The following is a 24,459-nucleotide window of genomic DNA, read 5'->3' on the forward strand; positions in this document are numbered from 1 at the left end:
CGGCGGTCAGCCCGGCTCGCGCCAGCCCTCGCCCTCCTCGGCGAGGGCGTCGAGCCGGGCCAGGTCCGCCGGGCCGAGGGCGCCGTCCGGGTCGTCCACGACGACCACCCACTGGGCGTCCTCGGCGTCGTCCTCGCCCGCGAGCAGCTCACGGACGACGCCGGGAACGCCGAGCGCCGGGAACAGCTCGGCCACGGTCTCCGCGGACTCCTCCGCGCTGTCCCGCTCGGGGAAGACCAGCAGGTGACGCACCGCTCCTCCGGGAGAGACGACCGCGGGCGCCGGCACCGTGTCGACAAGACACCGTGCCGGCACCCGCTCAAGTGATCAGCGGCTACTCAGGCGCCGCGGAGCTGGGCTCCGGTGCGCTCGGCGGCGAGGGCGACGGCGGCGTCACGCGCGGCCGTGGTCTCCTCGGCCGTGAGCGTGCGGTCGGGCGCCCGGAACCGCAGCGTGTAGGCCAGGGACTTGTTGCCCTCGCCCACCTGCGGGCCCGTGTAGACGTCGAACAGCCTGATCGACTCCAGCAGCTCGCCCGCCCCCTCCCGGAGAGCGGCCTCGACCTCGGCGACCGGGGTGGAGACGGCGACGGTCAGCGCGACGTCCTGCGTCGCCACCGGATAGGCGGACACGGCGGGCGTCTGCACCGGCCCGGCGGGGGTCAGCAGCGACAGCTCAATCTCCATCGCGCAGGTGCGCGGCGGCAGCCCGTACGCCTCGACGACCCGCGGGTGCAGCTCGCCTGCGTGACCCACCAGCACCGTCTCACCGGTCTCGGCGTCGGTGACGGTCAGCGCGGCGCACCGCCCGGGATGCCACGGCTCGTGCTGGTCGGCCCGGACGCCGAGCTCCACGCCCGCCGCCCGCGCGACCGTGCGGGCCGCCTCGACGGCGTCCGCCCAGGACGCCTGCCGGCCCTCGCCCCACCAGCCGGAGCGCTCGAACTCCCCGGCCAGCACCACGGCCACCCGCAGCGGCTGCCTCGGCAGCGCCGTCTCGATCGCCGCCAGCTCCTCCTCCGTGGGCCTGCGGTCGACCGGGAGCACCGGGGCCGTCGCGGGCGCCTGCGGCTCGGGCCGGTAGACCAGCCCGGACTCGAACAGCGCCACGTCGGCGTGGCCGCGGCCCACGTTGCGCACCAGGGTCTTCAGCAGGCCCGGCAGCAGCGTGGTCCGCATGAACGGCTCGTCCTCGCTGAGCGGGTTGACCAGCCGGGTCGCCCGCCTGCGGGGGTCGTCCTCGGGCAGCAGGAGGTTGTCGAGGTCGCGCGGCCCCATGAACGGGTAGGCGAGCACCTCCACGTATCCCGCGTGGGCCAGGGCGCGGCCCACCCGGCGGCGCAGCCGCTGCGCCTCGGTCAGCCCGCCCCCGGCCGGGGCAGGGGGCAGGACCGACGGGATGCGGTCGTACCCCTCAAGCCGGATGACCTCCTCGGCGAGGTCGTTCGGATCGGTCAGGTCGGGGCGCCACGTCGGCGGCGTGACCGTGATCAGGTCGTCGCCGGGGACGGCCAGCCGGCCGGCGAGGTCGCCGGAGGCGAGCACGCCGGTGGCCGCGACGCCGTGCCCGGCCGGGCCTGCGGAGACGGCGCCCTCCGTCACCGTGCAGCCGATCTGCTCCAGCCTGCGGATCACGGTCTCCCGCTCGTACGTCACACCCGCCACACGGCTCGGGTGATCGGCCGGGATGGTGATCCGCACCGGCGAGACGTCGACCTGGGTGTGGGTCACTCCGGGGTCGGCGACGGCACCGCCGAGCTCGACCAGGAGCTGCACGGCACGCCACGACGCGGCGAGGGGCAGCTCGCGGTCGACGCCGCGCTCGAACCGCTTGGACGCCTCGCTAACCAGGTTGTGCCGCCGCGACTCGCGGGCGATGCCGGTGGCCGAGAAGTGCGCCGCCTCGATGACGATGTCGGTCGAGGTGTCGGAGATCTCCGTGTGCAGGCCGCCCATCGTGCCGGCCATGGAGATCGGGCCCGAGTCGTCGGTGATGAGGATGTCCTCCTCGTGGAGCGTCCGCACCACGTGGTCGAGCGTCTCCAGCGTCTCCCCCGGCCGGGCCCGCCGTACGACGATCGGGCCGGACAGGCGCGACCGGTCGAAGGCGTGCAGGGGCTGGCCGAGCTCCAGCATCACGTAGTTGGTGATGTCGACGGCCAGCGAGACCGAGCGCATGCCGGCGCGGGCCAGCCGCACCCGCATCCACAGCGGCGACTCGGCGGCCGGGTCGAAGCCGGTGACCGAGCGCAGCACGAAGCGGTCGCAGGCGGAAGGGTCGGCGATCTCCGCGGGCCACGACTCGCCGCCGCCGGACTCCGCCTCGGTCGCGGCCGGGTCGCGGAACGGCACGCCGAAGGCGATGGCCGCCTCGCGGGCGACGCCGCGGATCGACAGGGCGTAGCCGCGGTCGGTGGCGACCTCCAGTTCGAGCACGTCGTCACGCAGGCCGAGCAGCTCGACCACGTCGGCGCCGATCGGGGTGTCATCCGGCAGCAGCAGGATGCCCGGGGACGACTCGGCGATGCCGAGCTCGGCCTCGGAGCAGATCATGCCGTCGGACAGCCGCCCGTAGGTCTTGCGGGAGCCGATCTCGAAGCCGCCGGGGAGCACCGCGCCGGGCAGCGCGACCGGGACCACGGCGCCCACGGAGAAGTTCGTCGCGCCGCAGACGATCTCGCGCGGCGTCGCCTCCCCGACCTCGACCTTGCAGTGCCGGATGGGCTTCTTGAACCCGGTCAGCTCCTCGATCTCGAGGACCCGGCCGACCACGACGTTCTTGATCTCGTGGCCGTGCGAGTGGATGGCCTCCAGCTTGAGGCCGGCGGCGGTGAGCCGGTCGGCCACCTCCTGGGCGGTGACCGCGGGGAGATCGACGTACTCCCGCAGCCATGAAAGCGGGACCTTCATCAGACCTCCATCCCGAACGGCAGGGTGAACCGGATGTCGCCCTCGACCATGTCACGCATGTCCTCGGCGTTGTGGCGGAACATCAGCGTCCGCTCCACGCCCATGCCGAAGGCGAATCCCGAATAGACGGCGGGGTCGACGCCGCAGGCCAGCAGCACGCGCGGGTTGACCATGCCGCAGCCGCCCCACTCGATCCAGCCCTCCGACTTGCAGGTGCGGCAGGGCGGGTTGCCCGGCACCGCCGAGGAGCCGCGGCAGACGAAGCAGCGCAGGTCGAGCTCGGCCGACGGCTCGGTGAAGGGGAAGTAGTGCGGCCGGAACCGGGTGGTGATCCCCGCGCCGAACATCACCTCGGCGAACCGGTCGAGCGTGCCCTTCAGGTGGGCCATCGTCAGCCCCTTGTCGACCGCCAGGCCCTCGACCTGGTGGAAGACCGGCGTGTGTGTGGCGTCCAGCTCGTCGGTGCGGAAGGTCTTGCCCGGCGACACCACGTAGACGGGCAGCGGGCGCGACAGCAGCGCCCTGATCTGCACCGGCGAGGTCTGCGTGCGCAGCACCTTGCCGGAGTCGACGCTCTCCACGAAGAACGTGTCGTGGTCGGACCTGGCCGGGTGATCGGGGGCGATGTTCAGCGCGTCGAAGTTGAACCACTCGCCTTCGAGCTCGGGGCCCTCCGCCACCTCGTAGCCCATCGCCACGAACGCGTCGGCGATGCGCTCCTGCAGCGTGGTCAGCGGGTGCCGGGCGCCGCGCGGCGCGCGGTCCCAGGGCAGCGTGACGTCGACGGTCTCCTCGATGAGGACCCGCGCGTCCCGCTCGGCCTCCAGCTCGGCCTGGCGGGCGGCGAGCGCCTCGCCGATCGCCTTGCGCGCGGCGCCGATCCGCTTGCCCGCCTCGGCGCGCGCGGCGGGTGGCAGTGCGCCGATCTCACGGTTCGCCAGCGCGATGGGCGAGCGGTCGCCCGCGTGCGCGAGCCTTGCCTGCTTCAGATCGTCGAGGTCGCGCGCCGCGGCGATCGCGGCGAGAGCGTCGGCCTGTGCCCGCGCGACCTCGTCGGCGTGCAGCGGCGTCACCTCGACCGGGTCATAGGTGTTCGACAAGAGAGAGCTCCGTATCCAGGGGCCTGCGAGCGCCCTGCGCTCAGCGGCAACGAGTCTAGTCCGATCAGCCCACCGGGCCGTCCTCCGCGCGATCGGCCTGTGGAAAGGCTCAGGCGAATTCAGGGGTGCCGGTGGGCAAGGTAAATCGGAACTCCGCGCCGCCGCCGGGCGCGCGCTGCACGCTGATGGTGCCGCCGTGGGCCTCCACGAGGCCCTTGACGATGAAAAGACCGAGGCCGGTCCCTCCGCGGCGGCGGCCGTTGCCCCGCCAGAACTGGCGGAAGACACGGCCGACCAGCTCGGGCGCCACGCCCTCACCCTGGTCCCGCACCGACACCGCCACTCCCCATTCGACCGGCTCCACCACTATGGTCACCGTACCGCGTCCGTGGCGCACCGCGTTTTCCACCAGGTTCGCGAGAATCTGGTCAATCTTGTCCTGATCGAGCCACATCTCCGGCAGTTCGCCGAGAACCTCCAGCCGGAAACGGTCCTCCGGCTCCCCCGCCGCCACCCGGCCCGCGATGATCCTGCGGGCCCGCGCGGGCACGTCCACGATCTGGCGGTGGATCTCCAAACGGCCCGACTCGATGCGCGAGACGTCGAGCAGCTCGGTGATCAGCCGCGTCACCCGGTCGGCGTCCGCGTTGACCGTCTCCAGCATCACGCGCTTCTGGGCGTCGGTGAAGCGGTCCCACTTGGCCAGCAGCGTCGCGGTGAACCCCTTGACGCTGGTCAGCGGCGAGCGCAGCTCGTGGGCCACGGTCGAGACCAGGTCGGCGCGGCTGCGCTCGATCCGGGCGCGCGCCGAGGCGTCCCGCAGCGTGATCACGACGCGCTCCACGCGGCCGCCACGCGGCGGCGTGCGGACGAAGCGCGCGGCGACCAGCATCTCCTGGCGGCCGGGCAGGTGCAGCGGCCGCTCCGGCTGGCGGCTGCGGATGGCCAGCCCGCCGTGCGGGTCGAGCCACTTCCACCAGTCGCGGCCGTCCTGGTCGCGCATCGGCAGCACGTCGCCGATGGGCCTGCCCACCGCCGCCTCACGGGTCACCCCGGTCAGCCGCTCGGCGGCCCGGTTGACCATCAGGATCACGCCGTCGGCGTCGGTGGCGACGAGGCCGTCGGGAAGGTCGTCGACGTCGATGTGCGCCCGCCCTCCGGCGTCCCCTGCAAGGGCGCCGCCGGGGGTGTCGTCACCTCGCACGAGACCGCCTCCTCGAGCTCCGGAACTGCGCGCGCCGCCGACGTCCTGCGCGACTCCTTCGCCGACAATAGCGGGTTTCCCGGGCTCGGCAGCAGCCTCAGAGCGCCGGGGTAGTGGGATCTTCCACGGAATGTAAGGTCTGCCGTTGAGCACGCGCGGAGGCGTACAGGCAGACCGCGGCGGCGGTGGCGAGATTCAGGCTTTCCGCCCGCCCGTAAATCGGGACGCGCACCACCTCGTCGGCCAGCGCGAGGAGCTCGGGCGGCAGTCCCCACGCCTCGTTGCCGAACAGCCAGGCGGCGGGCGTGTCCAGGGCGACCTCGTCGAGCGTCCGGGTGCCCGCGCCGTCTGCCGCGAACACGCGCAGCCCCGCCTCCCGCGCGTGCCGTACGGCGTCGGCCACGGGAGTTCCGGTCACGACCGGCAGGTGGAAAAGGCTCCCCGCGCTGGCCCGCACGCACTTGCCGTTGTACGGGTCGACCGACGCGTCGGTGAACACCACCGCGTCGGCGCCCGCGGCGTCGGCGGTGCGCAGGACCGTCCCCGCGTTGCCGGGGTCGCGTACGTGGGCGAGGATCGCCACCAGCCGGGCTCCCCGCGGCACCGCCTCGGCCAGCGGCACGTGCACGAACCGGCACACGGCGAGCAGGCCCTGCGGGGTGACCGTCTGGGTCAGCTCCGACATGACCTCGCCGCTCGCGCGGTGGACCGGGACGCCCGCCGCTACGGCGGCGGCCACGATGTCGGCGTGCCGCGTCTCCGCCTCGACCGTCGTGAACAGCTCGACCGTGACGTCCTTGAGCGCGAGTGCCTCACGGACCGCCTGCGGCCCTTCCGCCAGGAACGCCCGGTCGCGATCGCGGAACGCGCGCTTGGTCAGCCTGCGGGCCGCCTTGACGCGCGGCGACTTGGTGTTGGTGAGCTCCGCCATGCCCGCATGTCCCCCCTCGACGTGGATGAGGGCCCGCCGCAGGCGACGGGCCCTCGTGTGTGCGCAGGTGCAGGTCTCAGGCGACCGGCGCGTTCACGTCGGACGGGAGCGCCTTGCGGGCGGACTCGACCAGCGTGGCGAAGGTCTGCGTGTCGTTCACCGCGAGGTCCGCGAGGATCTTGCGGTCCACCTCGATGCCGGCCAGGCGCAGGCCCTGGATGAACCGGTTGTAGGTGATGCCGTTGGCACGGGCCGCGGCGTTGATCCGCTGGATCCACAGCCGGCGGAACGTGCCCTTCTTGTCCTTGCGGTCCCGGTATGCATAGGTCATCGAGTGGAGCATCTGCTCCTTGGCCTTGCGGTAGAGGCGCGACCGCTGCCCCCGGTAACCGCTCGCCCGCTCGAGGACGACCCGGCGCTTCTTCTTGGCGTTGAGCGCCCGCTTCACGCGTGCCATGTTGTTCTATCTCCCCGGGTCGTTACTTCGCGAGCAGCTTCTTGATCTTCTTGGTGTCGGCGTCGGACATGACGACGACGCCCTCAAGGCGGCGCGTGCGAGTGGACGGCTTGTGCTCGAACAGGTGCTGCCGGTTGGCGCGGCGGCGGACAACCTTGCCGGATCCGGTGAGCCGGAACCGCTTCTTCGCACCGCTGTGCGTCTTCATCTTCGGCATCTCAGCCGTCTCTCCTCTTTCGTCCGTGCCGACGGCCCGGGCCGGTGACCCGGGCCGGCGGCCTGCCTTACTCCGCGAGACCGTCCCGGTCTCGGTATCCGTGAATGTCTGCGGCGCCCCGCCTGGTGGTTCAGGCGGGCGTCACTGCGGCTGTGCGGCCTGCTCCTGGGCGGGCTCCGCCTCCTGCTGGCCGGTGCCGCGGGCCTTGGCGGCGGCCTTCTCGGCCTTCGCCTCGGCCTTCTTCTTGTGCGGCCCGATCACCATGATCATGTTGCGACCGTCCTGCTTCGGCTGCGACTCGACGAACCCCAGGTCGGTGACGTCCTCGGCGAGGCGCTGCAGGAGCCGGAATCCCAGCTCTGGCCGGGACTGCTCGCGGCCTCGGAACATGATCGTGACCTTGACCTTGTCTCCCGCCTTCAGGAAGCGCACGACGTGACCTTTCTTGGTCTCGTAGTCGTGCGGGTCGATCTTCGGCCGGAGCTTGATCTCCTTGATGATCGTGTGCGCCTGGTTGCGGCGGGCCTCGCGTGCCTTCATGGCCGACTCGTACTTGAACTTGCCGTAGTCCATGAGCTTGCAGACGGGCGGGCGGGCCGTGGCCGCGACCTCCACCAAGTCGAGATCGCTCTCCTGCGCCAGCTTCAGTGCGTCGCCGATGGAGACGATGCCGACCTGTTCGCCGTTCGGGCCGACGAGGCGCACCTCGGGCACGCGAATACGGTCGTTGATGCGGGGCTCGGTGCTGATGGGACCTCCAAAAGACTTCCGCTTGTCTCGACCGTGCGGGGTAAAAAACAAAACCCCGCACGTCACGCATGCGGGGTCACTGAGCTCTCCTGCCGAAAACTCCGGTGTGATCCTTGACCCGTCCGCCTTTCGGCGGAGCAGGTGGGAGGAGGACCTCCGCTTGCGCGTCCAGCTCATGCCGGACCGATCGAGTTCCTACGCTACCACAAACCCGAAGCTTCTCCGACGTATTCCTGGGGCCCCCGTGGGGTGCCCCAGGCTCAGCAGGACGCCGCTCAGGAGGCCGCGCGGCGGGCGAGCTCGGCCTCGCCGGCGGCGCGCATGGCCTCCACCGGCACGTCCGTACGGCCGGTCATCAGCTCGACCTGCCGTACGGCCTGATGCAGCAGCATCGGCAGGCCGCCGATCACGGCGCGCCCCCGCGCCTCCACCGCCGTCGCCAGCGGCGTCGGCCAGGGCGCGTAGACGACGTCGAACAGCGCCGCCTTCTCGGGCAGGCGGGCCGCGACCCGCTCGGCGAGCGCGTCGGCCGCGCCGGACGGCAGCGTGGAGATCACCAGGTCGGCCTCGGGATCGAGGTCGTCGAAGGAGCGCACGGTCACGGTGGTGCCGAGGCGCTCGGCGACCCGCAGGGTCTCCTCCGCGCGGCCCGGATCACGCACGACCAGTGTGACCTCCGCCAGGCCCGTCTCCCGCAGGGCGGCGATGGCCGAGGCCGCGGTGGCGCCGCCGCCGAGGACGACCGCGGAGGCCGGCGCGGACACGCCCGCCTCCGCGAGCGCCTGGACGATGCCGTGGACGTCGGTGTTCTCGCCGTGCCGCGCACCGTCGCGGAACACCACGGTGTTGGCGCCGCCGACCGCCAGCGCGAGGTCGGAGACCGTGTCGAGCAGCGGCAGCACGACGCGCTTGAGCGGCATCGTGAGCGACAGACCGGCCCACTCCGGGCCGAACCCACCGATAAGGCCCGCCAGGCCGTCTTCGGGGCATTCGATCGCGGCATAGCGCCAGTCGTGCAGGCCCATTGCCGCGTACGCCGCCCGGTGCAGGACCGGGGACAGCGAGTGCGCGATCGGGGAGCCCAGCACGGCGGCCCGGCGACCAACCTCCTGGCCGGCCCCCTGACCGGTATCGGTCATTTGTTGTTCCTGTTGAACTCGTCGCGGAGCTTCCAGAACTCCGACTCCTTGTCGGTGAACTTGGTGATGCCCCGCTTGGGGTCGACCGTCACGAAGTAGAGCCAGTTGCCGTCCGCCGGGTGCAGCGCGGCCTCGATCGCGTGGTCGCCCGGGTTGCTGATCGGGCCCGGCGGCAGGCCGTAGTACTTGTAGGTGTTGTAGCGCGAGTTGCTCTCCGTCTCGGCGTGCGTGGCCGCGATGCCGTACTTGTTCAGGCCGTACATGACCGTGCTGTCCATGCCGAGCTTCATCTGCGGGTTGGAGGTCAGCCGGTTGTAGATGACCCGGGCGACCTTCGGCATGTCCTCGGCGCTGCCGGACTCCGCCTGCACGATGCTGGCGATGGTGATGATCTGCTTGGGGGTGAAGCCGAGCTGCTTCGCCTGGCCCTCCAGGTCGACCCGGTCCGCGGTCTGGTTGAACCGGTCGACCATCTTGGTGAGGATCTGCTGCGGGGTGAGCTTGCTGTTGATCTCGTACGTCGCGGGGAACGCGAAGCCCTCCAGGTTGCCCTTGGCGTACTTGGGCAGTCCGATGTCGGAGCGGGCGGCCTTCTTGAACTCCGAGACCGGCTTGCCCGTGGCCGTCGACAGCTCCTCGTAGATCTTGCTGAGCCGCAGTCCCTCGCGGATGGTCAGCCGGTTGAGCACCCGGTTCTTCGGGTCGAGCAGGGCCAGGGCCGACTCTGCGGACATGCCCTTGCGCATCTCATACTGGCCCGGCTGGAGCGAGGAGCTCTTCCCGGCCGCGCCGATGGCGTTGATGAACGCCCGCGCGCTCGCCACCACGCCCTCGTTCTCCAGCATCTGGGCGACGTCGGTGGCGCTGGCGCCCTCCTCGATCTCGACGACGACCTCGCCGCGTCCCTCCCCGGTGAAGTCCTTGGGGATCATCACGCTGCGTGCCCAGGTGAATCCGAAATAGCCGAGACCGCCGAGGACCCCGACGATGATCACAAGGGCGAAAAGCGTGGCGACCCTGCCCTTGCGCCGCTGTTTCTTGCGGCGTTTGCGGCTGCGCCGCTGCTGGGTCCGGCTGCCAGGGGGCCGGCGCCGGGGAGGACCGTCGTCGTCCTCGGCGCCGAGCAGGAAGTCCATGTCCAGATCATTCATAGTGCGCTGGCCAATCTCTCGGTACGAGAGGCCTCCCGTCAAGCGAGTGTGCCAAACCGAGGGGGTTCGGGACAGGGGGTTCCGCGGGGGGCGTTCCCGATATATGGAGCCCCGCCCGGGGGTGGCGGGGCCGTGCGGACGCACCGAGCACGCTAGGGAACCCGCGAGGCGGAGCCGCGCGGATGCCCCGGGAAGCGATCAGTTCGTCCCGAGATACCTGTTCAGCTCCTCCCGATATTTCCGGAACTCCGCCTCTTTGTCTGTGAATTTGGTGATTTTATGACGAGGATCTGTGGTCACGAACCAGTACCACGCGCCCTCGGCGGGATGGAGGGCGGCCGTGAGCGCGCTCTCCCCCGGGTTGCCGATGGGCCCGGGCGGCAGCCCGGGACGCGCGTAGGTGTTGTAAGGCGAGTCGACCCGCGTGTCCTCGATGCTGACCTTGAGGGTGTGGCGGTCGAGCGCGTAGTTGATGGTGCTGTCCATCTCCAGCTTCGCGCCGCGCGCGAGACGGTTGTACACCACTCTGGCGATCTTGGGGTAGTCGGCCGGGACGCCGCCCTCGGCCTGCACGATGCTGGCGACCGTCACCACCTGCCTGGGCCTGAGCTTCACCCGCGGCGCCAGCTCCTTGAGCCGCACCTTCTCGGCGGCGACGCGGAACCGGGCCACCATCTTCCTGAGCAGGTCGGCGGCGGTCATGTCCGGCTCGATCTCGTACGTCGCGGGGAACAGGAAGCCCTCGGCCTCCCCCTCGGCGTACGCGGGCAGGCGCAGGCTCCGGGGCTCGGCGACGGCGGCCGTGAAGTCCTTCAGCGGGATGCCGGTGCGCTCCGCGAGGATGCGCAGCACCTCGCTCGTACGCAGCCCCTCGGGCACGGTGACCGTGCGCACGACCCTGCTCGCGGGCGCGAGCAGCAGGTCGAGAGCGCTGGCGGCGGCCATGCGCCGTCGCATCGTGTAACGGCCCGGATGCAGGCCGGTCTCCTTGGAGCGCATGACGACCTGCTCGACGAACGACTGGGCGCTGGCCACCACACCGGCGCGCTCCAGCGTCCTGCCGATCTCGGCGGCGCTCGCCCCCGGCCTGATCTCGATCGTGACCGTCCCCGTGCCCTCGCCGGAGAAGTCGGGGGCCTCGTCGGACTGCCCGACCACCTGGTGCACGCCATACGTCACCGCCGCCGCGACCAAGGCGAGCCCCCCGGCCACGGCGGCCACGGTCCGCTTCACCGTGCGGTCCCGCCGCTCGCTTCCTCACCGGGCCCGGCGCCGGGCCGCGGTGGTTCGAGAGGTCTGCCGGGGGGATTGCCGGTGGCGCGCTCGCCGTCGAGCGCGGCCTGCAACAGCACGACGGCCGCCGCCTGGTCGATCACGTCACGCTGGTTGCGGGCCTTCACGCCACTGGAACGCAGGCCCTGCTGGGCGCTGACGGTGGTGAGCCGCTCGTCCACCAGCCGGATCGGGACCGGAGCCACCCGCGGGGCCAGCCGCGCGGCGAACTCGCGCGCCGCCCCGGCGGCGTGGCTCTCCCTGCCCGACAGCGACGTGGGCAGCCCGACCACGATCTCGATCGCCTCGTGCTCGGCCGTGATCTCGGCGATCCTCGCGAGGTCGCCCCGGCCGCGCCGGACGGTCTCCACCGGCGTGGCCAGCAGACCCGACGGGTCGCTGCGGGCCACGCCGATGCGGACGGAGCCGACGTCGACCCCGATCCTGACGCCGTGCCTCATCGGCCGCTCACGCCACCGCGGAGGAGATGGCCTCCTCGACCGCGCGAAGCGCGTCATCGATCGCCTCGGGCCGCGTGCCGCCGCCCTGGGCCACGTCGTCCTTGCCGCCACCGCCACCCCCGAGTGCCTTGGCGGCGACGCCGACGAGCCGGCCCGCCTTCAGGCCGCGCTCGCGTCCCGCCTCGTTGACCGCGGCGACGACGACCGGCCGGTCGGAGGGGACGCCGGAGACGACGACGACCGCGGCGCGGTCGCCAGGGAACCTGCCGCGCACATCGAGGGCGAGTTTACGCAGGTCGTCGGGGGTGGTGCCATCAGGCGCGCGGTGCGTCACCACCGAGACGCCGTGCACGTCGCGGGCCTGCGCGGCGAGCTCGCCGGCGACCGCGAGCACCTGGGCCGAGCGCAGCTTCTCCAGCTCCTTCTCTGCCGTGCGCAGCCGGGTGACGATGCCCTCGATCCGCTCGGGCAGCTCCTCGCGGCGGGTCTTGAGCTGCTCGCTGAGCTGGGCGACCAGCACGCTCTCGCGGGCCAGGAACCGGAACGCGTCGAGGCCGACGAGCGCCTCCACGCGGCGCACGCCCGCGCCGATGGACGACTCGCCCAGCACCTTCACGAGGCCGAGCTGACCGGAGCTGGCGACGTGCGTGCCGCCGCACAGCTCGCGGGAGTAGTCGCCGACCTCGACCACGCGGACCTCGTCGCCGTACTTCTCGCCGAACAGCGCGAGCGCGCCCATCGCGCGGGCCTGCGCCTGGCTGGTGTAGAACGCGTTGACCTTGAGGTCGTTGATCAGGACGGCGTTCACCTCGTCTTCGACGTCGCGCAGCATCGACGGGGAGACCGCCCCTGCCGCGGTGAAGTCGAAGCGGAAGCGGCCCGGGGAGTTCTCCGAGCCCGCCTGGGCCGCCGACTCGCCGAGGGCGTTGCGGAAGCCCCGGTGGACCAGGTGGGTCGCGGTGTGGCTGCGGGAGATCGCACGCCGCCGCTCCAGGTCGATGTCCGCCTGCGCCTGGTCGCCGACCCGCACCTCGCCCGTACGCACCTTGCCGCGGTGCACGATGAGACCCGCCACCGGCGACTGGACGTCGACGATCTCGATCTCCGCGCCGCTGGTGCGGATCAGGCCCTGGTCGGAGAGCTGGCCACCGCCCTCCGCGTAGAACGGGGTGCGGTCGAGCACGACCTCCAGCGTGGTCCCCGCGCCCGCCGCCGGGACCGACGCGCCGTCGACGAGCAGGCCGATGACGTTCGCCTCGGCGGTGGTGTGGTCATAGCCGAGGAAGTCGACCTTCCCGGACTTCTCCAGAATGCCGGTGAACACCGAGATGTCGGCGTTGCCGGTCTTCTTCGCCGCGGCGTCGGCCTTGGCGCGGTCCCGCTGCTCCTTCATGAGCCGGCGGAAACCCTCCTCGTCCACCTGAAGGCCCTGCTCGGCCGCCATCTCCAGGGTGAGGTCGATCGGGAAGCCGTAGGTGTCGTGGAGCTGGAACGCCTGGTCGCCGCTGAGCGTCGAAGCGCCCTTGCGCTTGGTCTCCTCCACCGCGACGTCGAAGATCGCCGTACCGGTGCGGAGCGTGCCGAGGAACGACGCCTCCTCGGCGTCGATGACCGTGTGGATGTTGGCGGCGTCGGCCTTGAGCTCCGGGTACTGCTCGCCCATCACGTCGATGGTGACGGCGGTGAGCGCGTGCATGTGCCGCTCCTCGCCCGCGCCGAGCAGGCGGAGGTTGCGGATCGCGCGGCGCAGCATGCGGCGCAGCACGTAGCCGCGGCCCTCGTTGGAGGGCAGCACGCCGTCGCCGACGAGCATGACGCCCGCCCGCATGTGGTCGGCGATCACCCGCAGCGACACGTCGGCGCGCTTGTCGCGCCCGTAGCGCGACCGGGTCAGCTCGGCCGCCGTGTCGAGGATCTTGTACGTCGTGTCGATCTCGTAGATGTTGTCGACGCCCTGGAGGATGGCCGCCATGCGCTCCAGGCCCATGCCGGTGTCGATGTTCTTCGCCGGCAGCTCGCCCGCGACGTCGAAGTCGATCTTGCTGCGGACCTGGCTGAGCTGGAACTGCATGAAGACGAGGTTCCACACCTCCAGGTAGCGGTTCTCGTCGGCGATCGGCCCGCCCTCGCGGCCGTACTCGGGGCCGCGGTCGTAGTAGATCTCCGAGCACGGGCCGCCGGGCCCGGGGACGCCCATGTGCCAGTAGTTGTCGGCGAGGTCGCGGCGCTGGATGCGGTCGAGCGGCAGGCCCACCTTGCGGTGCCAGATGTCCTGGGCCTCGTCGTCGTCCAGGTAGACGGTCGCCCACAGGCGCTCCTCGGGGAAGCCGAAGCCGCCCTCGGACTCGGGCCGCGTCAGCAGCTCCCAGGCGAACGGGATCGCCTGCTCCTTGAAGTAGTCGCCGAAGGAGAAGTTGCCGAGCATCTGGAAGAAGCTGGCGTGGCGGGTGGTCTTGCCGACCTCGTCGATGTCGAGGGTGCGCATGACCTTCTGGGCGCTGGTCGCCCGCCGGTACGGCGGCGTCTGCTGCGCCAGGAAGTAGGGCTTGAACGGGACCATTCCCGCGTTCACGAGAAGCAGTGTCGGGTCCTCGGCGACCAGGCTGGCCGAGGGCACGACTGTGTGCCCGCGCTCCTCGAAGAAGCGCAGGAAGCGGCGCGCGATCTCTGCCGACTCCATTTCAGCGGCCGTCCTTTACGTCGTAGATTTTGTTTTTGCCTGTGGTTATGCCATCAACCGTGTCGAGCCCGAACTCGGCGCGCAACTCGGTTTCCCTGCTCGCCGACTCCCGGCGCACCTCGCCGGCGAAGTCCCTGAGCTGATCCGCGAGGGTCACCGCGCGGTCGGCGGTGCGCCTGGCCACGTGGTCAGGCCGCAACGACTGAAGCTTACGCATGGTCCAGACCGTGAGGAACGCGCCCAGGGACATGTAGAAGAGCCGCCGGATCATCAGCGTCCCCTCCCGATGGCCCGGCGCTCCACGGCTCGCTCGGCGGCGTGCCGCTCGTTGATCCTCTCCGCCGTCCGGGGGCCGGTGCGGGGACCGCCGCGGGCGACCCGCCGGGCCGGGGCCCTGCGGGAGGCACGCCGGGCCAGCGCCACGCGGAAGCCGTCCCGGAAAGCGGAGATCTTGAGCACCGGGCCGGCGAGCAGCGTGGACGCCACGCCGGTGATCTTGACCATGTTGCCGCTGACGTCACGCATGTTGTCCGTGATCTCCTCGGCGGCGGCCAGCCGCCGGTTGGCCTCGGAGACGGTCTGGCTCATGTCGTCGAGGAGCGGGGCGATGCGGTCGCTCAGCTCGGCCACCGACTTGCGGGTCTCGGTCAGCAGTCTGGCCAGCCTGACCAGCACGACGACCAGGAAGCAGACCAGGATCACCCAGAAAATGGCGACCACGAGGCCCGCCAGCTCTCCCGCGGTAAGCATGTGCCGATCTCCCTAGATCAACGGAGCTGGAATGGCAAGACCTTACCGCGAACGACCTGCCCGCCGTTCCGCACCACACACCCAGGGCCGCTTCGCATCACGCACGCGGGGCCGCGTGCCGGGGGCTCAGCCGCCGCGCAGGAAGCTCCTGATCTTCGCCCAGCGTTCGGCGAACCGCGCCTCCGCGCCGTGCGTGGTCGGCTCGTAGTAGCGGCGCTCCCGCAGCTCCTCGGGCGCGTAGTCCTGGCGGACGAGGCCGTGCTCGAAGTCGTGCGGGTATTGGTAACCCCTGCCGTGGCCGAGCTTCTTCGCGCCCGGATAGTGGGCATCGCGCAGGTGGTCGGGGATGCGGCCCACCATCCCGCGCCGCACGTCGTCGGAGGCCGCGCCGATCGCCTTGACCACCGCGTTCGACTTGGGCGCCAGCGCGCAGTGGATGACGGCCTGGGCGAGGTTGATCCTCCCTTCAGGCAGGCCGATGAACTCCACGGCCTGGGCGGCGGCCACCGCGACCTGCAGGCACGTCGGGTCGGCCATCCCCACGTCCTCGCTGGCGAAGATCACGATCCGGCGGGCGATGAACCGCGGGTCCTCCCCCGCCTCCACCATCCGGGCGAGATAGTGCAACGCCGCGTCGGCGTCCGAGCCCCGCATGCTCTTGATGAACGCGCTGACCACGTCGTAGTGCTGGTCGCCCTGGCGGTCGTAGCGCACGGCCGCCTTGTCGACGGCCTTCTCCACGACCTCCACCGTGACCTCGGCGGCGACCCCGTCGGCCAGCATCGCGGCGGCCTCCAGGTAGGTCAGCGAGCGCCGGGCGTCGCCGCCGGCCAGCCGTACGAGCTGGTCGAGGGCGTCGGGGTGCAGGGTGACGCGCCCACCGAGGCCGCGCGGGTCGGTCACCGCCCGCTCCAGGACGCCGCGGACGTCGTCTTCGGCCAGCGGTTCGAGGGTGAGCAGCAGCGAGCGGGACAGCAGCGGCGAGATGACGGAGAAGAACGGGTTCTCGGTGGTCGCGCCGATGAACGTGACCCAGCGGTTCTCCACCGCCGGCAGCAGCGCGTCCTGCTGCGCCTTGTTGAACCGGTGGACCTCGTCCACGAACAGCACGGTCTGCCTGCCGGTCATGCCGAGCTCGCGGCGGGCCTGGTCGATGGCGGCGCGCACGTCCTTGACCCCGGCGGAGACGGCCGAGATCTCCACGAACCTCCGCTTGGTCGCACCCGCCACGACGTAGGCCAGCGTGGTCTTGCCGGTGCCCGGGGGGCCCCACAGGAACAGCGACATCGGCGCGTCGCTCTCCACCAGCCGGCGCAGCGGCGTGCCGGGCCCCAGCAGGTGCCGCTGGCCGATCACCTCCTCCAGCGAGCGCGGCCGCATCCGCACGGCCAGCGGCTCCTGGCCCCGATGCGCCTCCTCGGCGGCCGAATCGAACAGGCTCTCCACATCGCCGACACTACCGTCAGCCGCCCCACACGGCCGTCGCACCCGTGTGCCCGGTCCGCAGGACGTAGTAGCCGACGACCACGGCGAGGATCACGGAGGCGGCCGACACGACCAGGGTGACGGCCCGCGCGCCGCCGCCCTCGGGGGCGCGGCGGGCCCGGGTGAGCCACACCATCAGCAGGGACAGGACGGTCAGCACCGCGGTCACCGGCACCAGGACGTCCGCGAACCCGCTGTGGACGTCGATCGCCGGGGACGGGCGGCCCTGGAACAGCCGCTGCTCCAGCGCCTCCCCGCTCTCCTTGGCCGCGAACGCCGCGCCCAGGGCCACCACGGCGGTCGCCACCAGGGCCCAGTCGAGCTTGTGCCGCACGCGGGGCAGCACGGCGTACGCGATCGACAGCGCCACGAGCAGCGGCACGAAGATCACCGCCGCGTGGACGATGAGGGCGTGGGCCGGGAGTCCGAAGACCTGGTCGAACATCGTTGCAACGCCTCCTGAGACGGCGACCGGGGCGCGGATCGCGAACCGTCCCCCGGTTTGTACGGATTCGCTCGCCAGGAGGTTCCCAGGCAGATCTGAGAGCAAGATGAGCGCAAACCGATGTGATACCCCCGGGACGTCCGTTTTACACGAAGCCAACGGGATCACGGATAGAGTGGCGCCTCAGTCGTAACAAAAGGGGAAAGGGAAGGCATAGCGGTGACCGACACTGATCGGCAGAAGCAACCGGCTTCGCGCGTGAGCACGGCCGGGCGCGCGACCACCCCCCGTCGCCGCCTGCGGAGCACCCTCGGCGCCGGGCTGGGGCTCCTCGCGCTGGCGGGCGGCCTTGTGGCCTGCAGTGACGGGTCGGCCAGCACAGCCGAGGCCACCCCGTCGGCCTCGCCCTCGGCCTCCGACGCCGATGGCCCCACGGTGCAGCACACCGAGCTGACGCCGCCCACGCCGACGACCCGGCCCACCAGCCTGCGCCAGGTCACCTGCGAGTATCGCAAGGACGACACGGGCGCCCCGGCGAAGTTCGTGGGCTTCCCGCCCAGCAAGCTGAGCAGGTCGGTCATCGCGGCGAAGAAGATGATCATCACCACGAACCGGGGCCGGATCGTCATCACCCTGGCCACCAGGGACGCGCCGTGCGCGGTGAACTCCTTCGCGTTCCTGGCCAAGAAGAACTTCTTCGACAACACCGTCTGCCACCGCCTCGCGACGGTGGAGACCGTCGGCCTCGGCATGCTGCAGTGCGGCGACCCGCTGGCCAAGGGCGACGGCAAGAGCAAGAACGACGGCGCGGGCGGCCCCGGATACCTGTTCAACGACGAGAACCTCGACGGGATGCCGCTCTCCCGCGGCACGGTCGGGCTGGCACAGGGCACGGAGGACGCCAACTCCAACGGCAGCCAGTTCTTCATCTCCTTCACGGACGAGAACACCCAGCTCAACGCCATGGGCGCGGCCTTCACGATGATCGGCGTCGTGACCCAGGGCATGGACATCATCGACAAGATCGCCAAGGGCGGCATCATCCCGTTCAACGGCGACCCCACGGCCGACGTGCGGGGCGAGGGCTCCAACGCCCCCAAGCTGAAGGTCGTGATCAAGGACGTGGCCGTCGTCTGACCGGCCCCGGACACGAGACGGCCCCCGCGACCGATGTCGCGGGGGCCGTCTCGCGTTCTGCCGCCTGCCGCCTACTGCGCGGGCTCGGGCTTGTCGGCCTTCGGCGTGGCGTCCACGCCGGCCTCCTTGCGCTGCTCCGGGCTGATCGGGGTGGGCGCGCCGCTCAGTGGGTCGTAGCCGGACGCCGTCTTCGGGAACGCGATGACGTCCCGGATCGACTCGCCGCCCGCCAGCAGCATGCAGACGCGGTCCCAGCCGTAGGCGATGCCTCCGTGCGGCGGCGGGCCGTACTTGAACGCCTCCAGCAGCCAGCCGAACTTGCTCTCCGCCTCCTCCTTGGAGATGCCGAGCACGTCGAACACGCGCTGCTGCATCTCGGCCCGGTGGATACGGATCGAGCCGCCGCCGATCTCCATGCCGTTGCAGACCATGTCGTAGGCGTACGCCAGGGCCTCGCCCGGGTTGTCCTGGAAGTTGTCGGCCCACTCCGGCTTCGGGGAGGTGAACGGGTGGTGGACCGGGGTCCAGCCGCCCTCGCCGTCCTCCTCGAACATCGGGGCGTCGACGATCCACAGGAACGACCACTGCGACTCGTCGATCAGGTCGCAGCGGCGGCCGATCTCCAGGCGGGCCGCGCCGAGCAGGTCGCGCGAGGCCGAGGGCGCGCCGGCCGCGAAGAAGATCGCGTCGCCGGGCTTGGCGCCGGTCGCCTCGGCGAGGCCGCCCAGCTCGGTCTCCGAGAGGTTCTTGGCCACCGGGCCGCCGAGCGTGCCGTCCTCCTGCACCAGCACGTACGCCAGGCCGCGCGCGCCGCGCGACTTGGCCCACTCCTGCCAGGCGTCGAGCTCCCTGCGGGTCTGCGAGGCGCCGCCGGGCATCACGACCGCGCCCACGTACGGCGCCTGGAAGACGCGGAACGAGGTGCCGGAGAAGTAGTCCGTGAGGTCGGTCAGCTCGACGCCGAAACGCAGGTCCGGCTTGTCCGAGCCATACCGCGCCATCGCCTCGGCGTACGTCATCCGGGGCAGCGGCGTCGGCAGCTCGTAGCCGATCGTCTCCTTCCAGATCCGCCCGATGAGCGCCTCGCCCAGCTCGATGACGTCGTCCTGGTCGACGAACGACATCTCGATGTCGATCTGGGTGAACTCGGGCTGCCGGTCGGCCCGCAGGTCCTCGTCGCGGAAGCAGCGGGCGAGCTGGTAGTAGCGCTCCAGGCCGGAGACCATGAGGAGCTGCTTGAACAGCTGCGGCGACTGCGGCAGGGCGTACCAGTTGCCCGGCTGGAGCCGCACGGGCACCAGGAAGTCGCGGGCGCCCTCGGGCGTCGAGCGGGTCAGGTGCGGGGTCTCGACGTAGACGAACCCGCGCTCGCGCATGACCTCGTTGGCGAGGTAGGTCGCCTGGGAGCGGATCCGCAGCGCGTCGGCGATCTTCTGGCGGCGGATGTCGAGGTAGCGGTACTTCAGCCGCGCCTCCTCCGACACGCCCGAGCTGCCCTCGATCGGGAACGGCAGCGGCGCCGACTCGCTCAGCACCTCCACCTCGGAGGCGACGACCTCGATCTCGCCCGTGGGCAGATCGGGGTTCTCGTTGCCGGCCGGACGCAGGCGTACCTCGCCGGTGACCTTGACGCAGTATTCCGCGCGCAGGTCGTGGGCGTGGTCCTCCTCGCGGAAGACCACCTGGGCCGAGCCGGAGGCGTCGCGCAGGTCGATGAAGACCACGCCGCCGTGGTCGCGCCTGCGCGCCACCCATCCGGCCAGCGTCACCTTCTGGCCCGCGTGCTCCTTGCGGAGCGTGCCTGCCTCGTGGGTGCGGATCACGAGAGTTTCCCCTTCAAGAACTGGACGACCTCCGCGAACGGAACCGCGGTCTGGTCGGCTGTGGTCAGGTCCTTCACTTGCACGGCGCCCGCCTCGATATCTCGGTCGCCGAGGATGAGCGCGTACCGCGCGCCGCTGCGGTCGGCGGCCTTCATCGCGCCCTTGACGCCACGGCCGCCGAAGGCCATGTCGACGGCGAGGCCGGCCCTGCGCAGCTCGCTCACGAGCGGGAACACGCGCCTCCTGGCCTCCTCGCCGAGCGGCACGGCGAACACCTCGACGCCGCGGGGCCGCTCGGCCAGCAGGCCCTCGGCCTCCATCGCGAGCACCGTGCGGTCCACCCCGAGGGCCCAGCCCACGCTGGGCAGCGCCGGGCCGCCGATCTGCTCGCTCAGCCCGTCGTAGCGTCCTCCCCCGCCGACCGCCGACTGGGCGCCCAGGCCGTCGTGCAGGAACTCGAAGGTCGTGCGCGTGTAGTAGTCCAGGCCGCGCACGAGCCGGGGGTCGTCCTCGTACGTCACGCCGGCCGCCGTCAGCAGGCCCCTGACCTCCTCGTGGTAGGCCTTGCAGGCCCCGCACAGGTGATCGGTGACCAGCGGCGCGTTCTCCAGCTGCGCGCGCACCTCGGGACGCTTGTCGTCGAGCACCCGCAGCGGGTTGATCTCGATCCGGTGGCGGGTGGCCTCGTCGAGGTCCAGGCCGCGCAGGAAGTCCTGCAGCGCGGCGCGGTAGGCCGGTCGGCACTCCTTGCAGCCGAGCGAGTTCAGCAGCAGCCGCACGCCGCGCAGGCCCAGCGAGGCGTAGCCGTCCATCGCCAGCACGATCAGCTCGGCGTCGAGCGCGGGGTCCTCGGCCCCCAGGGCCTCCGCCCCCACCTGCGAGAAGTGGCGGTAGCGCCCCGCCTGGGCCCGCTCGTAGCGGAAGTAGCTGCCCGAATACCAGAGCTTGATCGGCAGCGGCCCGCCGTACAGGCCGTGTTCGAGCACGGCCCGCATCACGCTCGCGGTGCCCTCGGGGCGCAGCGTCAGCGACTGGCCGCCCCGGCTCGTGAACGTGTACATCTCCTTGGTCACGATGTCGGTCGACTCGCCGACGCCGCGCGAGAACAGCGCCGTGTCCTCGAAGGCCGGCGTCTCGATGTAGCCGTAGCCGGCGCGGCGTGCCGGTGCGGCCAGGGCGTCCCGTACGGCGAGAGCCCACTCCGAACGCGGGGGCATCCAGTCGAAGGTGCCCTTGGGCGCCTGAAAGGTCATCACAATCCCCTGGTCGGGCCTGCGTGCGGCGCGACGTCCCTGAGGAAGGGGTTGGTCGCGCGCTCGCGGCCGATGGTCGTCTGAGGTCCGTGGCCGGGCAGGACCGTGGTCTCGTCCGGCAGCGTCAGCGTCTTGGCGAGGCTGCGCAGCATGGCGGCGTGGTCGCCGCCGGGCAGGTCGGTACGGCCGATGGAGCCGGCGAACAGCAGGTCGCCCGCGAACAGGACCTGGGTGTCCTCGACGGGCGTCCGGAACGTCACCGACCCCCTGGTATGGCCCGGCCTGTGCTCGACCGTGAGCTCCAGCCCGGCCAGCGACAGCACGGCCCCGTCGGCCAGCTCCCGCACGTCGTCGGGCTCGGAAAGTTTCAGGCCGCCGAAGAGCTGGCCCGCCTGCGGCGGGAACGCCTTTCCCGGGTCCGACAGCAGATCGCGATCCTCGGGATGGATCCACGCGGGCACGTCGCGGGCGCCGCACACCGGGGCCACAGACCACACGTGATCGATGTGACCGTGGGTGAGCAGCACCGCGACCGGCTTCAGCCGGTGCTCGCGCAGCAGCGCGTCGAGGCCCTCCACGGCGTCCTGACCTGGGTCGACGACCACGCACTCCTCGCCTGCTGCGGGAGCGACGATGTAACAGTTGGTCTGGAACGACCCTGCGGGAAACCCGGCGACGAGCACGGAAGCGGCCTCTGCGTCTGTACGGATCAATCAAGGATTGCGCGAGCGAATGTAACCGAAGGGTACCGGTGCGGGTCGGCAGGCTGCGAACCAATACCCGTCAGCCGATACGATTCGCCCACCTCAATAGTCATTCTTGGAGCAGTCGAGCCGGATGCTATAGAACGGGCCGCCGTTCCCGGAGCACCTCCCGGGTGTGGCGGGCACGCTCCGGCGAGACCGCGTCCGGGCGTACGACCATGGGAAACAGGACGAGTCGGGAGGTCGAAGTGGTCACCGGCAAGGACCGGCAGAAGCAGCTGGCCCGGGAACACTACGAACGGCAGCTGCGGGCCCGGGCGGAACGCGAGCAGAAGTCGCGGCGCGCCGCGATCATAGGCACCACCGCGGCCGTGGTGGTGGTGATCGGCGGTGTGGTCGCGGCGACGACCCTGCTCGGCAGCGACGACGGCGACGCCACGGCGGCCGCGTCGGCGTCGGCGAGCAGCCAGCCCCTCGCGAACGACCCCAAGCCGTACGACCCGGCCAAGGGCACCTGCGGCTATGTCCCCGACGAGGGCAGCGGACAGGTCAAGAACGTCGGCATGCCGCCGGAGCAGGTGAGCACCGCCCCGGCGACCATGACCATCAAGACCAACCTCGGCGACATCGTCGCGAAGCTGGACAGCGAGAAGGCGCCCTGCACGGTCAACTCGTTCAAGTTCCTGGCGTCCAAGGACTACTTCGACGACACGAAGTGCCACCGGATGGGCACGGACTTCCCGATCCTGCAGTGCGGCGACCCGCTGGCCAAGGCGGACGGCAAGAACCCGACCGACGGCCAGGGCGGCCCCGGCTACCGCTTCGCCAACGAGAACCTGGCGGGCGCGAAGTACACGCGTGGCGTGCTCGCGATGGCGAACAGCGGCCCGAACACTAACGGGAGCCAGTTCTTCATCGTGTACGGGGACACCGGGCTGAGCCCCGACTACACGCCTTTCGGTACGGTGACCAAAGGACTCGAAATCGTGGACAAGGTCGCCAAGAAGGGCGTCATCGCCAGTCCGGGCGGGGACGGCACTGGTGCCCCGAAGCAGCCCGTGGTCATCAAAGACGTGACAATCACCAGCAAGAGCTGACGTAATACAACCAAGGGCACATCGAGCCCTGGAGGCTGATTCAAGTGCGGGAGGACACGGTGAGCACCGACCCGTGGGGCCGGGTAGACGAGGACGGCACCGTCTACGTGCGTACGGCTGAGGGAGAACGGGCCGTCGGGTCCTGGCAGGCCGGTGAGCCGGAGGAGGCGCTGGCCTACTACCGCCGGAAGTTCGACGAGCTGGCGGGCCAGGTGCAGCTCCTGGAGCAGCGGGTGCGCGGCACCGACCTCGCGCCGGCCCAGGCCGAGGCGAGCATCGCCAAGCTGCGGGAGTCGGTGGCCGAGGCGCACGCGGTCGGCGATCTCGGCTCCCTGCAGGACCGGCTGACGGCGCTCACCGAGCTGGTCGGCAAGCGCCGCGAGGAGCTGCGGGCGGCACGTGACCAGGCCCGGGCGCACGCCCGCGAGGTGAAGGAGCGCATCGTCGCCGAGGCCGAGCGCATCGCCGAGGAGACGACGCACTGGAAGTCAGGCGGCGAGCGGCTGCGGCAGCTCGTCGAGGAGTGGAAGGCCGCCGAGCGGGTCGACCGGGCCACCGAGGCGACGCTGTGGAAGCGGCTGTCCACGGCGCGTACGGCCTTCGCCAAGCGGCGCAAGGCGTACTTCTCCTCGCTCGACCAGCAGCGCGACGCGGTGCGCGGCACCAAGGAGCGCATCGTCACCGAGGCGGAGGCGCTGGCGGACTCGACCGACTGGAACGCCACCGCGGCGGCCTACCGCGAGCTGATGCGCGAGTGGAAGGCCGCCGGGCGCGCCTCCCGTGAGGTCGAGGACGAGCTGTGGGCGCGTTTCAAGGCCGCCCAGGACCAGTTCTTCCAGGCCCGCTCGGCGGTGTTCGCGGAGCGGGACGCCTCCTTCGCGGCCAACGCGGAGGTCAAGGAGGGCCTGCTGGCCGAGGCCGAGAAGCTGCTGCCGGTCACCGACGCCCGGGCCGCGCGCACGGCGCTGCGGAGCATCCTGGAGCGCTGGGAGGCCGCGGGGCCGGTGCCGCGCGACCAGCGCGACCGCCTGGAGGGCGGGCTGCGCAAGGTCGACGACGCGGTCCGCAGGGCCGAGGAGAACGAGTGGAAGCGCTCCAACCCCGAGGCCAGGGCCCGCGCCCAGGACACGGTCAACCAGCTCCGCAGGTCGATCGACCAGCTGGAGACGCGGCTGGCCAAGGCCCAGGCGGCCGGCCGGGACAAGGACGTCAAGGAGGCGGAGGAGGCCCTGGCCGCCCGCCGCTCCTGGCTCCAGGAGGCCGAGCGGACGCTCGCCGAGTTCTCCTGACCCGGCTCCTGACCGGCTTCGGCCGCTGAACCGATTCGAACGAATCCCGGCGTGACCCTCACGCCGGGATTCGCATGTCCGCCGCCGAACGAGGGGCGCCGTATGAGGCCCCTCCCTGAGGGCGGCTCCCTGAGGGCGGCTTCCTGAGAGCTCCCTGAGGGCGCGTGCGGCGGCCGCCCGGGCAGGGGCGGCCGGCCGGTCGCCG

Annotated in this window: 23 protein-coding genes; 3 read left to right on the forward strand and 20 right to left on the reverse strand. The window is 71.4% G+C overall.

The annotated features are described in order from the left end of the window. Positions 1 to 6: 6 nt before the first annotated feature. The 17 genes from FLV34_RS30855 to FLV34_RS30935 form a co-directional block, all read right to left on the reverse strand. Positions 7 to 252, reverse strand: coding sequence for a hypothetical protein (locus tag FLV34_RS30855; protein WP_142648956.1), 246 nt, complete (start codon positions 250 to 252; stop codon positions 7 to 9). 86 nt (positions 253 to 338) lie between these two features. After that, the gene (locus tag FLV34_RS30860) at positions 339 to 2,909 is read right to left on the reverse strand and encodes a phenylalanine--tRNA ligase subunit beta (protein WP_142648955.1); all 2,571 of its coding nucleotides are present in this window, start codon (positions 2,907 to 2,909) and stop codon (positions 339 to 341) included. Continuing rightward, complete coding sequence (gene pheS, locus FLV34_RS30865; RefSeq protein ID WP_142648954.1) at positions 2,909 to 4,009, reverse strand: phenylalanine--tRNA ligase subunit alpha; 1,101 nt, start codon at positions 4,007 to 4,009, stop codon at positions 2,909 to 2,911. Before pheS ends, FLV34_RS30860 begins: the two co-directional genes overlap by 1 nt. 109 nt (positions 4,010 to 4,118) lie before the next feature. Further along, positions 4,119 to 5,153, reverse strand: coding sequence for an ATP-binding protein (locus FLV34_RS30870; RefSeq protein ID WP_260617347.1), 1,035 nt, complete (start codon positions 5,151 to 5,153; stop codon positions 4,119 to 4,121). A 157-nt stretch (positions 5,154 to 5,310) separates the two neighbouring features. Next, positions 5,311 to 6,144, reverse strand: coding sequence for an RNA methyltransferase (locus FLV34_RS30875; protein WP_147944774.1), 834 nt, complete (start codon positions 6,142 to 6,144; stop codon positions 5,311 to 5,313). A 76-nt stretch (positions 6,145 to 6,220) separates the two neighbouring features. Further along, positions 6,221 to 6,601, reverse strand: a complete 381-nt coding sequence (gene rplT, locus FLV34_RS30880; RefSeq protein WP_139575007.1) for a 50S ribosomal protein L20 — start codon at positions 6,599 to 6,601, stop codon at positions 6,221 to 6,223. A 22-nt stretch (positions 6,602 to 6,623) separates the two neighbouring features. Continuing rightward, on the reverse strand, positions 6,624 to 6,818 hold the full coding sequence (rpmI, locus tag FLV34_RS30885; RefSeq protein ID WP_030504936.1) for a 50S ribosomal protein L35: 195 nt from the start codon (positions 6,816 to 6,818) through the stop codon (positions 6,624 to 6,626). Positions 6,819 to 6,959: 141 nt separating this feature from the next. Further along, the gene (infC, locus tag FLV34_RS30890) at positions 6,960 to 7,568 is read right to left on the reverse strand and encodes a translation initiation factor IF-3 (protein WP_221889944.1); all 609 of its coding nucleotides are present in this window, start codon (positions 7,566 to 7,568) and stop codon (positions 6,960 to 6,962) included. Between the two features lie 275 nt (positions 7,569 to 7,843). Then, the gene (locus tag FLV34_RS30895; protein ID WP_147944775.1) at positions 7,844 to 8,707 is read right to left on the reverse strand and encodes a shikimate dehydrogenase; all 864 of its coding nucleotides are present in this window, start codon (positions 8,705 to 8,707) and stop codon (positions 7,844 to 7,846) included. After that, on the reverse strand, positions 8,704 to 9,858 hold the full coding sequence (mltG, locus tag FLV34_RS30900) for an endolytic transglycosylase MltG (RefSeq protein ID WP_147944776.1): 1,155 nt from the start codon (positions 9,856 to 9,858) through the stop codon (positions 8,704 to 8,706). The genes FLV34_RS30895 and mltG (FLV34_RS30900) overlap by 4 nt, the downstream gene beginning before the upstream one ends. A gap of 198 nt (positions 9,859 to 10,056) precedes the next feature. Next, positions 10,057 to 11,091, reverse strand: coding sequence for an endolytic transglycosylase MltG (mltG, locus tag FLV34_RS30905; RefSeq protein ID WP_168066096.1), 1,035 nt, complete (start codon positions 11,089 to 11,091; stop codon positions 10,057 to 10,059). Then, positions 11,088 to 11,591, reverse strand: coding sequence for a Holliday junction resolvase RuvX (gene ruvX, locus FLV34_RS30910; RefSeq protein ID WP_142620615.1), 504 nt, complete (start codon positions 11,589 to 11,591; stop codon positions 11,088 to 11,090). The genes mltG (FLV34_RS30905) and ruvX overlap by 4 nt, the downstream gene beginning before the upstream one ends. Positions 11,592 to 11,598: 7 nt before the next feature. Further along, positions 11,599 to 14,271, reverse strand: coding sequence for an alanine--tRNA ligase (gene alaS, locus FLV34_RS30915; RefSeq protein ID WP_142648949.1), 2,673 nt, complete (start codon positions 14,269 to 14,271; stop codon positions 11,599 to 11,601). Between the two features lies 1 nt (position 14,272). Next, on the reverse strand, positions 14,273 to 14,542 hold the full coding sequence (locus tag FLV34_RS30920) for a hypothetical protein (RefSeq protein WP_142648948.1): 270 nt from the start codon (positions 14,540 to 14,542) through the stop codon (positions 14,273 to 14,275). Then, positions 14,542 to 15,021 carry a DUF948 domain-containing protein gene (locus tag FLV34_RS30925; protein WP_142648947.1) on the reverse strand — a complete coding sequence of 160 codons (480 nt, stop codon included), beginning with the start codon at positions 15,019 to 15,021 and terminating at the stop codon, positions 14,542 to 14,544. The genes FLV34_RS30920 and FLV34_RS30925 overlap by 1 nt, the downstream gene beginning before the upstream one ends. A gap of 126 nt (positions 15,022 to 15,147) precedes the next feature. Further along, on the reverse strand, positions 15,148 to 16,467 hold the full coding sequence (locus tag FLV34_RS30930; protein ID WP_147944777.1) for a replication-associated recombination protein A: 1,320 nt from the start codon (positions 16,465 to 16,467) through the stop codon (positions 15,148 to 15,150). A 16-nt stretch (positions 16,468 to 16,483) separates the two neighbouring features. After that, positions 16,484 to 16,951 (reverse strand): DUF2231 domain-containing protein, encoded by a 468-nt coding sequence (locus FLV34_RS30935; protein WP_142648945.1) that lies wholly within the window; start codon positions 16,949 to 16,951, stop codon positions 16,484 to 16,486. Positions 16,952 to 17,170: 219 nt separating this feature from the next. Here FLV34_RS30935 and FLV34_RS30940 point away from each other — a divergent pair, with 219 nt between their 5' ends. Further along, positions 17,171 to 18,088, forward strand: a complete 918-nt coding sequence (locus FLV34_RS30940; RefSeq protein ID WP_142648944.1) for a peptidylprolyl isomerase — start codon at positions 17,171 to 17,173, stop codon at positions 18,086 to 18,088. Positions 18,089 to 18,159: 71 nt separating this feature from the next. On the opposite strand, the gene aspS is transcribed toward FLV34_RS30940, so the two are convergent. The 3 genes from aspS to FLV34_RS30955 are packed head-to-tail and all read right to left on the reverse strand — an operon-like array spanning position 18,160 to position 21,847. Further along, positions 18,160 to 19,911: an aspartate--tRNA ligase gene (gene aspS, locus FLV34_RS30945; protein ID WP_147944778.1), complete on the reverse strand. Its 1,752-nt coding sequence runs from the start codon at positions 19,909 to 19,911 to the stop codon at positions 18,160 to 18,162. Further along, on the reverse strand, positions 19,908 to 21,164 hold the full coding sequence (gene hisS, locus FLV34_RS30950; RefSeq protein ID WP_142648942.1) for a histidine--tRNA ligase: 1,257 nt from the start codon (positions 21,162 to 21,164) through the stop codon (positions 19,908 to 19,910). Before hisS ends, aspS begins: the two co-directional genes overlap by 4 nt. Beyond that, positions 21,164 to 21,847: an MBL fold metallo-hydrolase gene (locus tag FLV34_RS30955; RefSeq protein WP_147944782.1), complete on the reverse strand. Its 684-nt coding sequence runs from the start codon at positions 21,845 to 21,847 to the stop codon at positions 21,164 to 21,166. The genes hisS and FLV34_RS30955 overlap by 1 nt, the downstream gene beginning before the upstream one ends. A gap of 269 nt (positions 21,848 to 22,116) precedes the next feature. On the opposite strand from FLV34_RS30955, the gene FLV34_RS30960 reads away from it, so the two are divergent. Further along, positions 22,117 to 22,965: a peptidylprolyl isomerase gene (locus tag FLV34_RS30960; protein ID WP_142648941.1), complete on the forward strand. Its 849-nt coding sequence runs from the start codon at positions 22,117 to 22,119 to the stop codon at positions 22,963 to 22,965. 59 nt (positions 22,966 to 23,024) lie between these two features. Continuing rightward, positions 23,025 to 24,254 (forward strand): DUF349 domain-containing protein, encoded by a 1,230-nt coding sequence (locus tag FLV34_RS30965; protein WP_142648940.1) that lies wholly within the window; start codon positions 23,025 to 23,027, stop codon positions 24,252 to 24,254. Positions 24,255 to 24,459: the final 205 nt, after the last annotated feature.

It is taken from the genome of Microbispora sp. CSR-4 (genome assembly GCF_008033685.1).
Taxonomy (GTDB): domain Bacteria; phylum Actinomycetota; class Actinomycetes; order Streptosporangiales; family Streptosporangiaceae; genus Microbispora.

Excerpts from the sequence above, each read along its gene's own strand:
- FLV34_RS30860 (WP_142648955.1), bottom strand. The coding sequence starts at position 2,909 with ATGAAGGTCCCGCTTTCATGGCTGCGGGAGTACGTCGATCTCCCCGCG.
- FLV34_RS30875 (WP_147944774.1), bottom strand. The coding sequence starts at position 6,144 with ATGGCGGAGCTCACCAACACCAAGTCGCCGCGCGTCAAGGCGGCCCGC.
- rplT (WP_139575007.1), bottom strand. The coding sequence starts at position 6,601 with ATGGCACGCGTGAAGCGGGCGCTCAACGCCAAGAAGAAGCGCCGGGTC.
- rpmI (WP_030504936.1), bottom strand. The coding sequence starts at position 6,818 with ATGCCGAAGATGAAGACGCACAGCGGTGCGAAGAAGCGGTTCCGGCTC.
- FLV34_RS30895 (WP_147944775.1), bottom strand. The coding sequence starts at position 8,707 with ATGACCGATACCGGTCAGGGGGCCGGCCAGGAGGTTGGTCGCCGGGCC.
- mltG (WP_147944776.1), bottom strand. The coding sequence starts at position 9,858 with ATGAATGATCTGGACATGGACTTCCTGCTCGGCGCCGAGGACGACGAC.
- ruvX (WP_142620615.1), bottom strand. The coding sequence starts at position 11,591 with ATGAGGCACGGCGTCAGGATCGGGGTCGACGTCGGCTCCGTCCGCATC.
- alaS (WP_142648949.1), bottom strand. The coding sequence starts at position 14,271 with ATGGAGTCGGCAGAGATCGCGCGCCGCTTCCTGCGCTTCTTCGAGGAG.
- FLV34_RS30920 (WP_142648948.1), bottom strand. The coding sequence starts at position 14,542 with ATGATCCGGCGGCTCTTCTACATGTCCCTGGGCGCGTTCCTCACGGTC.
- FLV34_RS30925 (WP_142648947.1), bottom strand. The coding sequence starts at position 15,021 with ATGCTTACCGCGGGAGAGCTGGCGGGCCTCGTGGTCGCCATTTTCTGG.
- FLV34_RS30935 (WP_142648945.1), bottom strand. The coding sequence starts at position 16,951 with ATGTTCGACCAGGTCTTCGGACTCCCGGCCCACGCCCTCATCGTCCAC.
- hisS (WP_142648942.1), bottom strand. The coding sequence starts at position 21,164 with ATGACCTTTCAGGCGCCCAAGGGCACCTTCGACTGGATGCCCCCGCGT.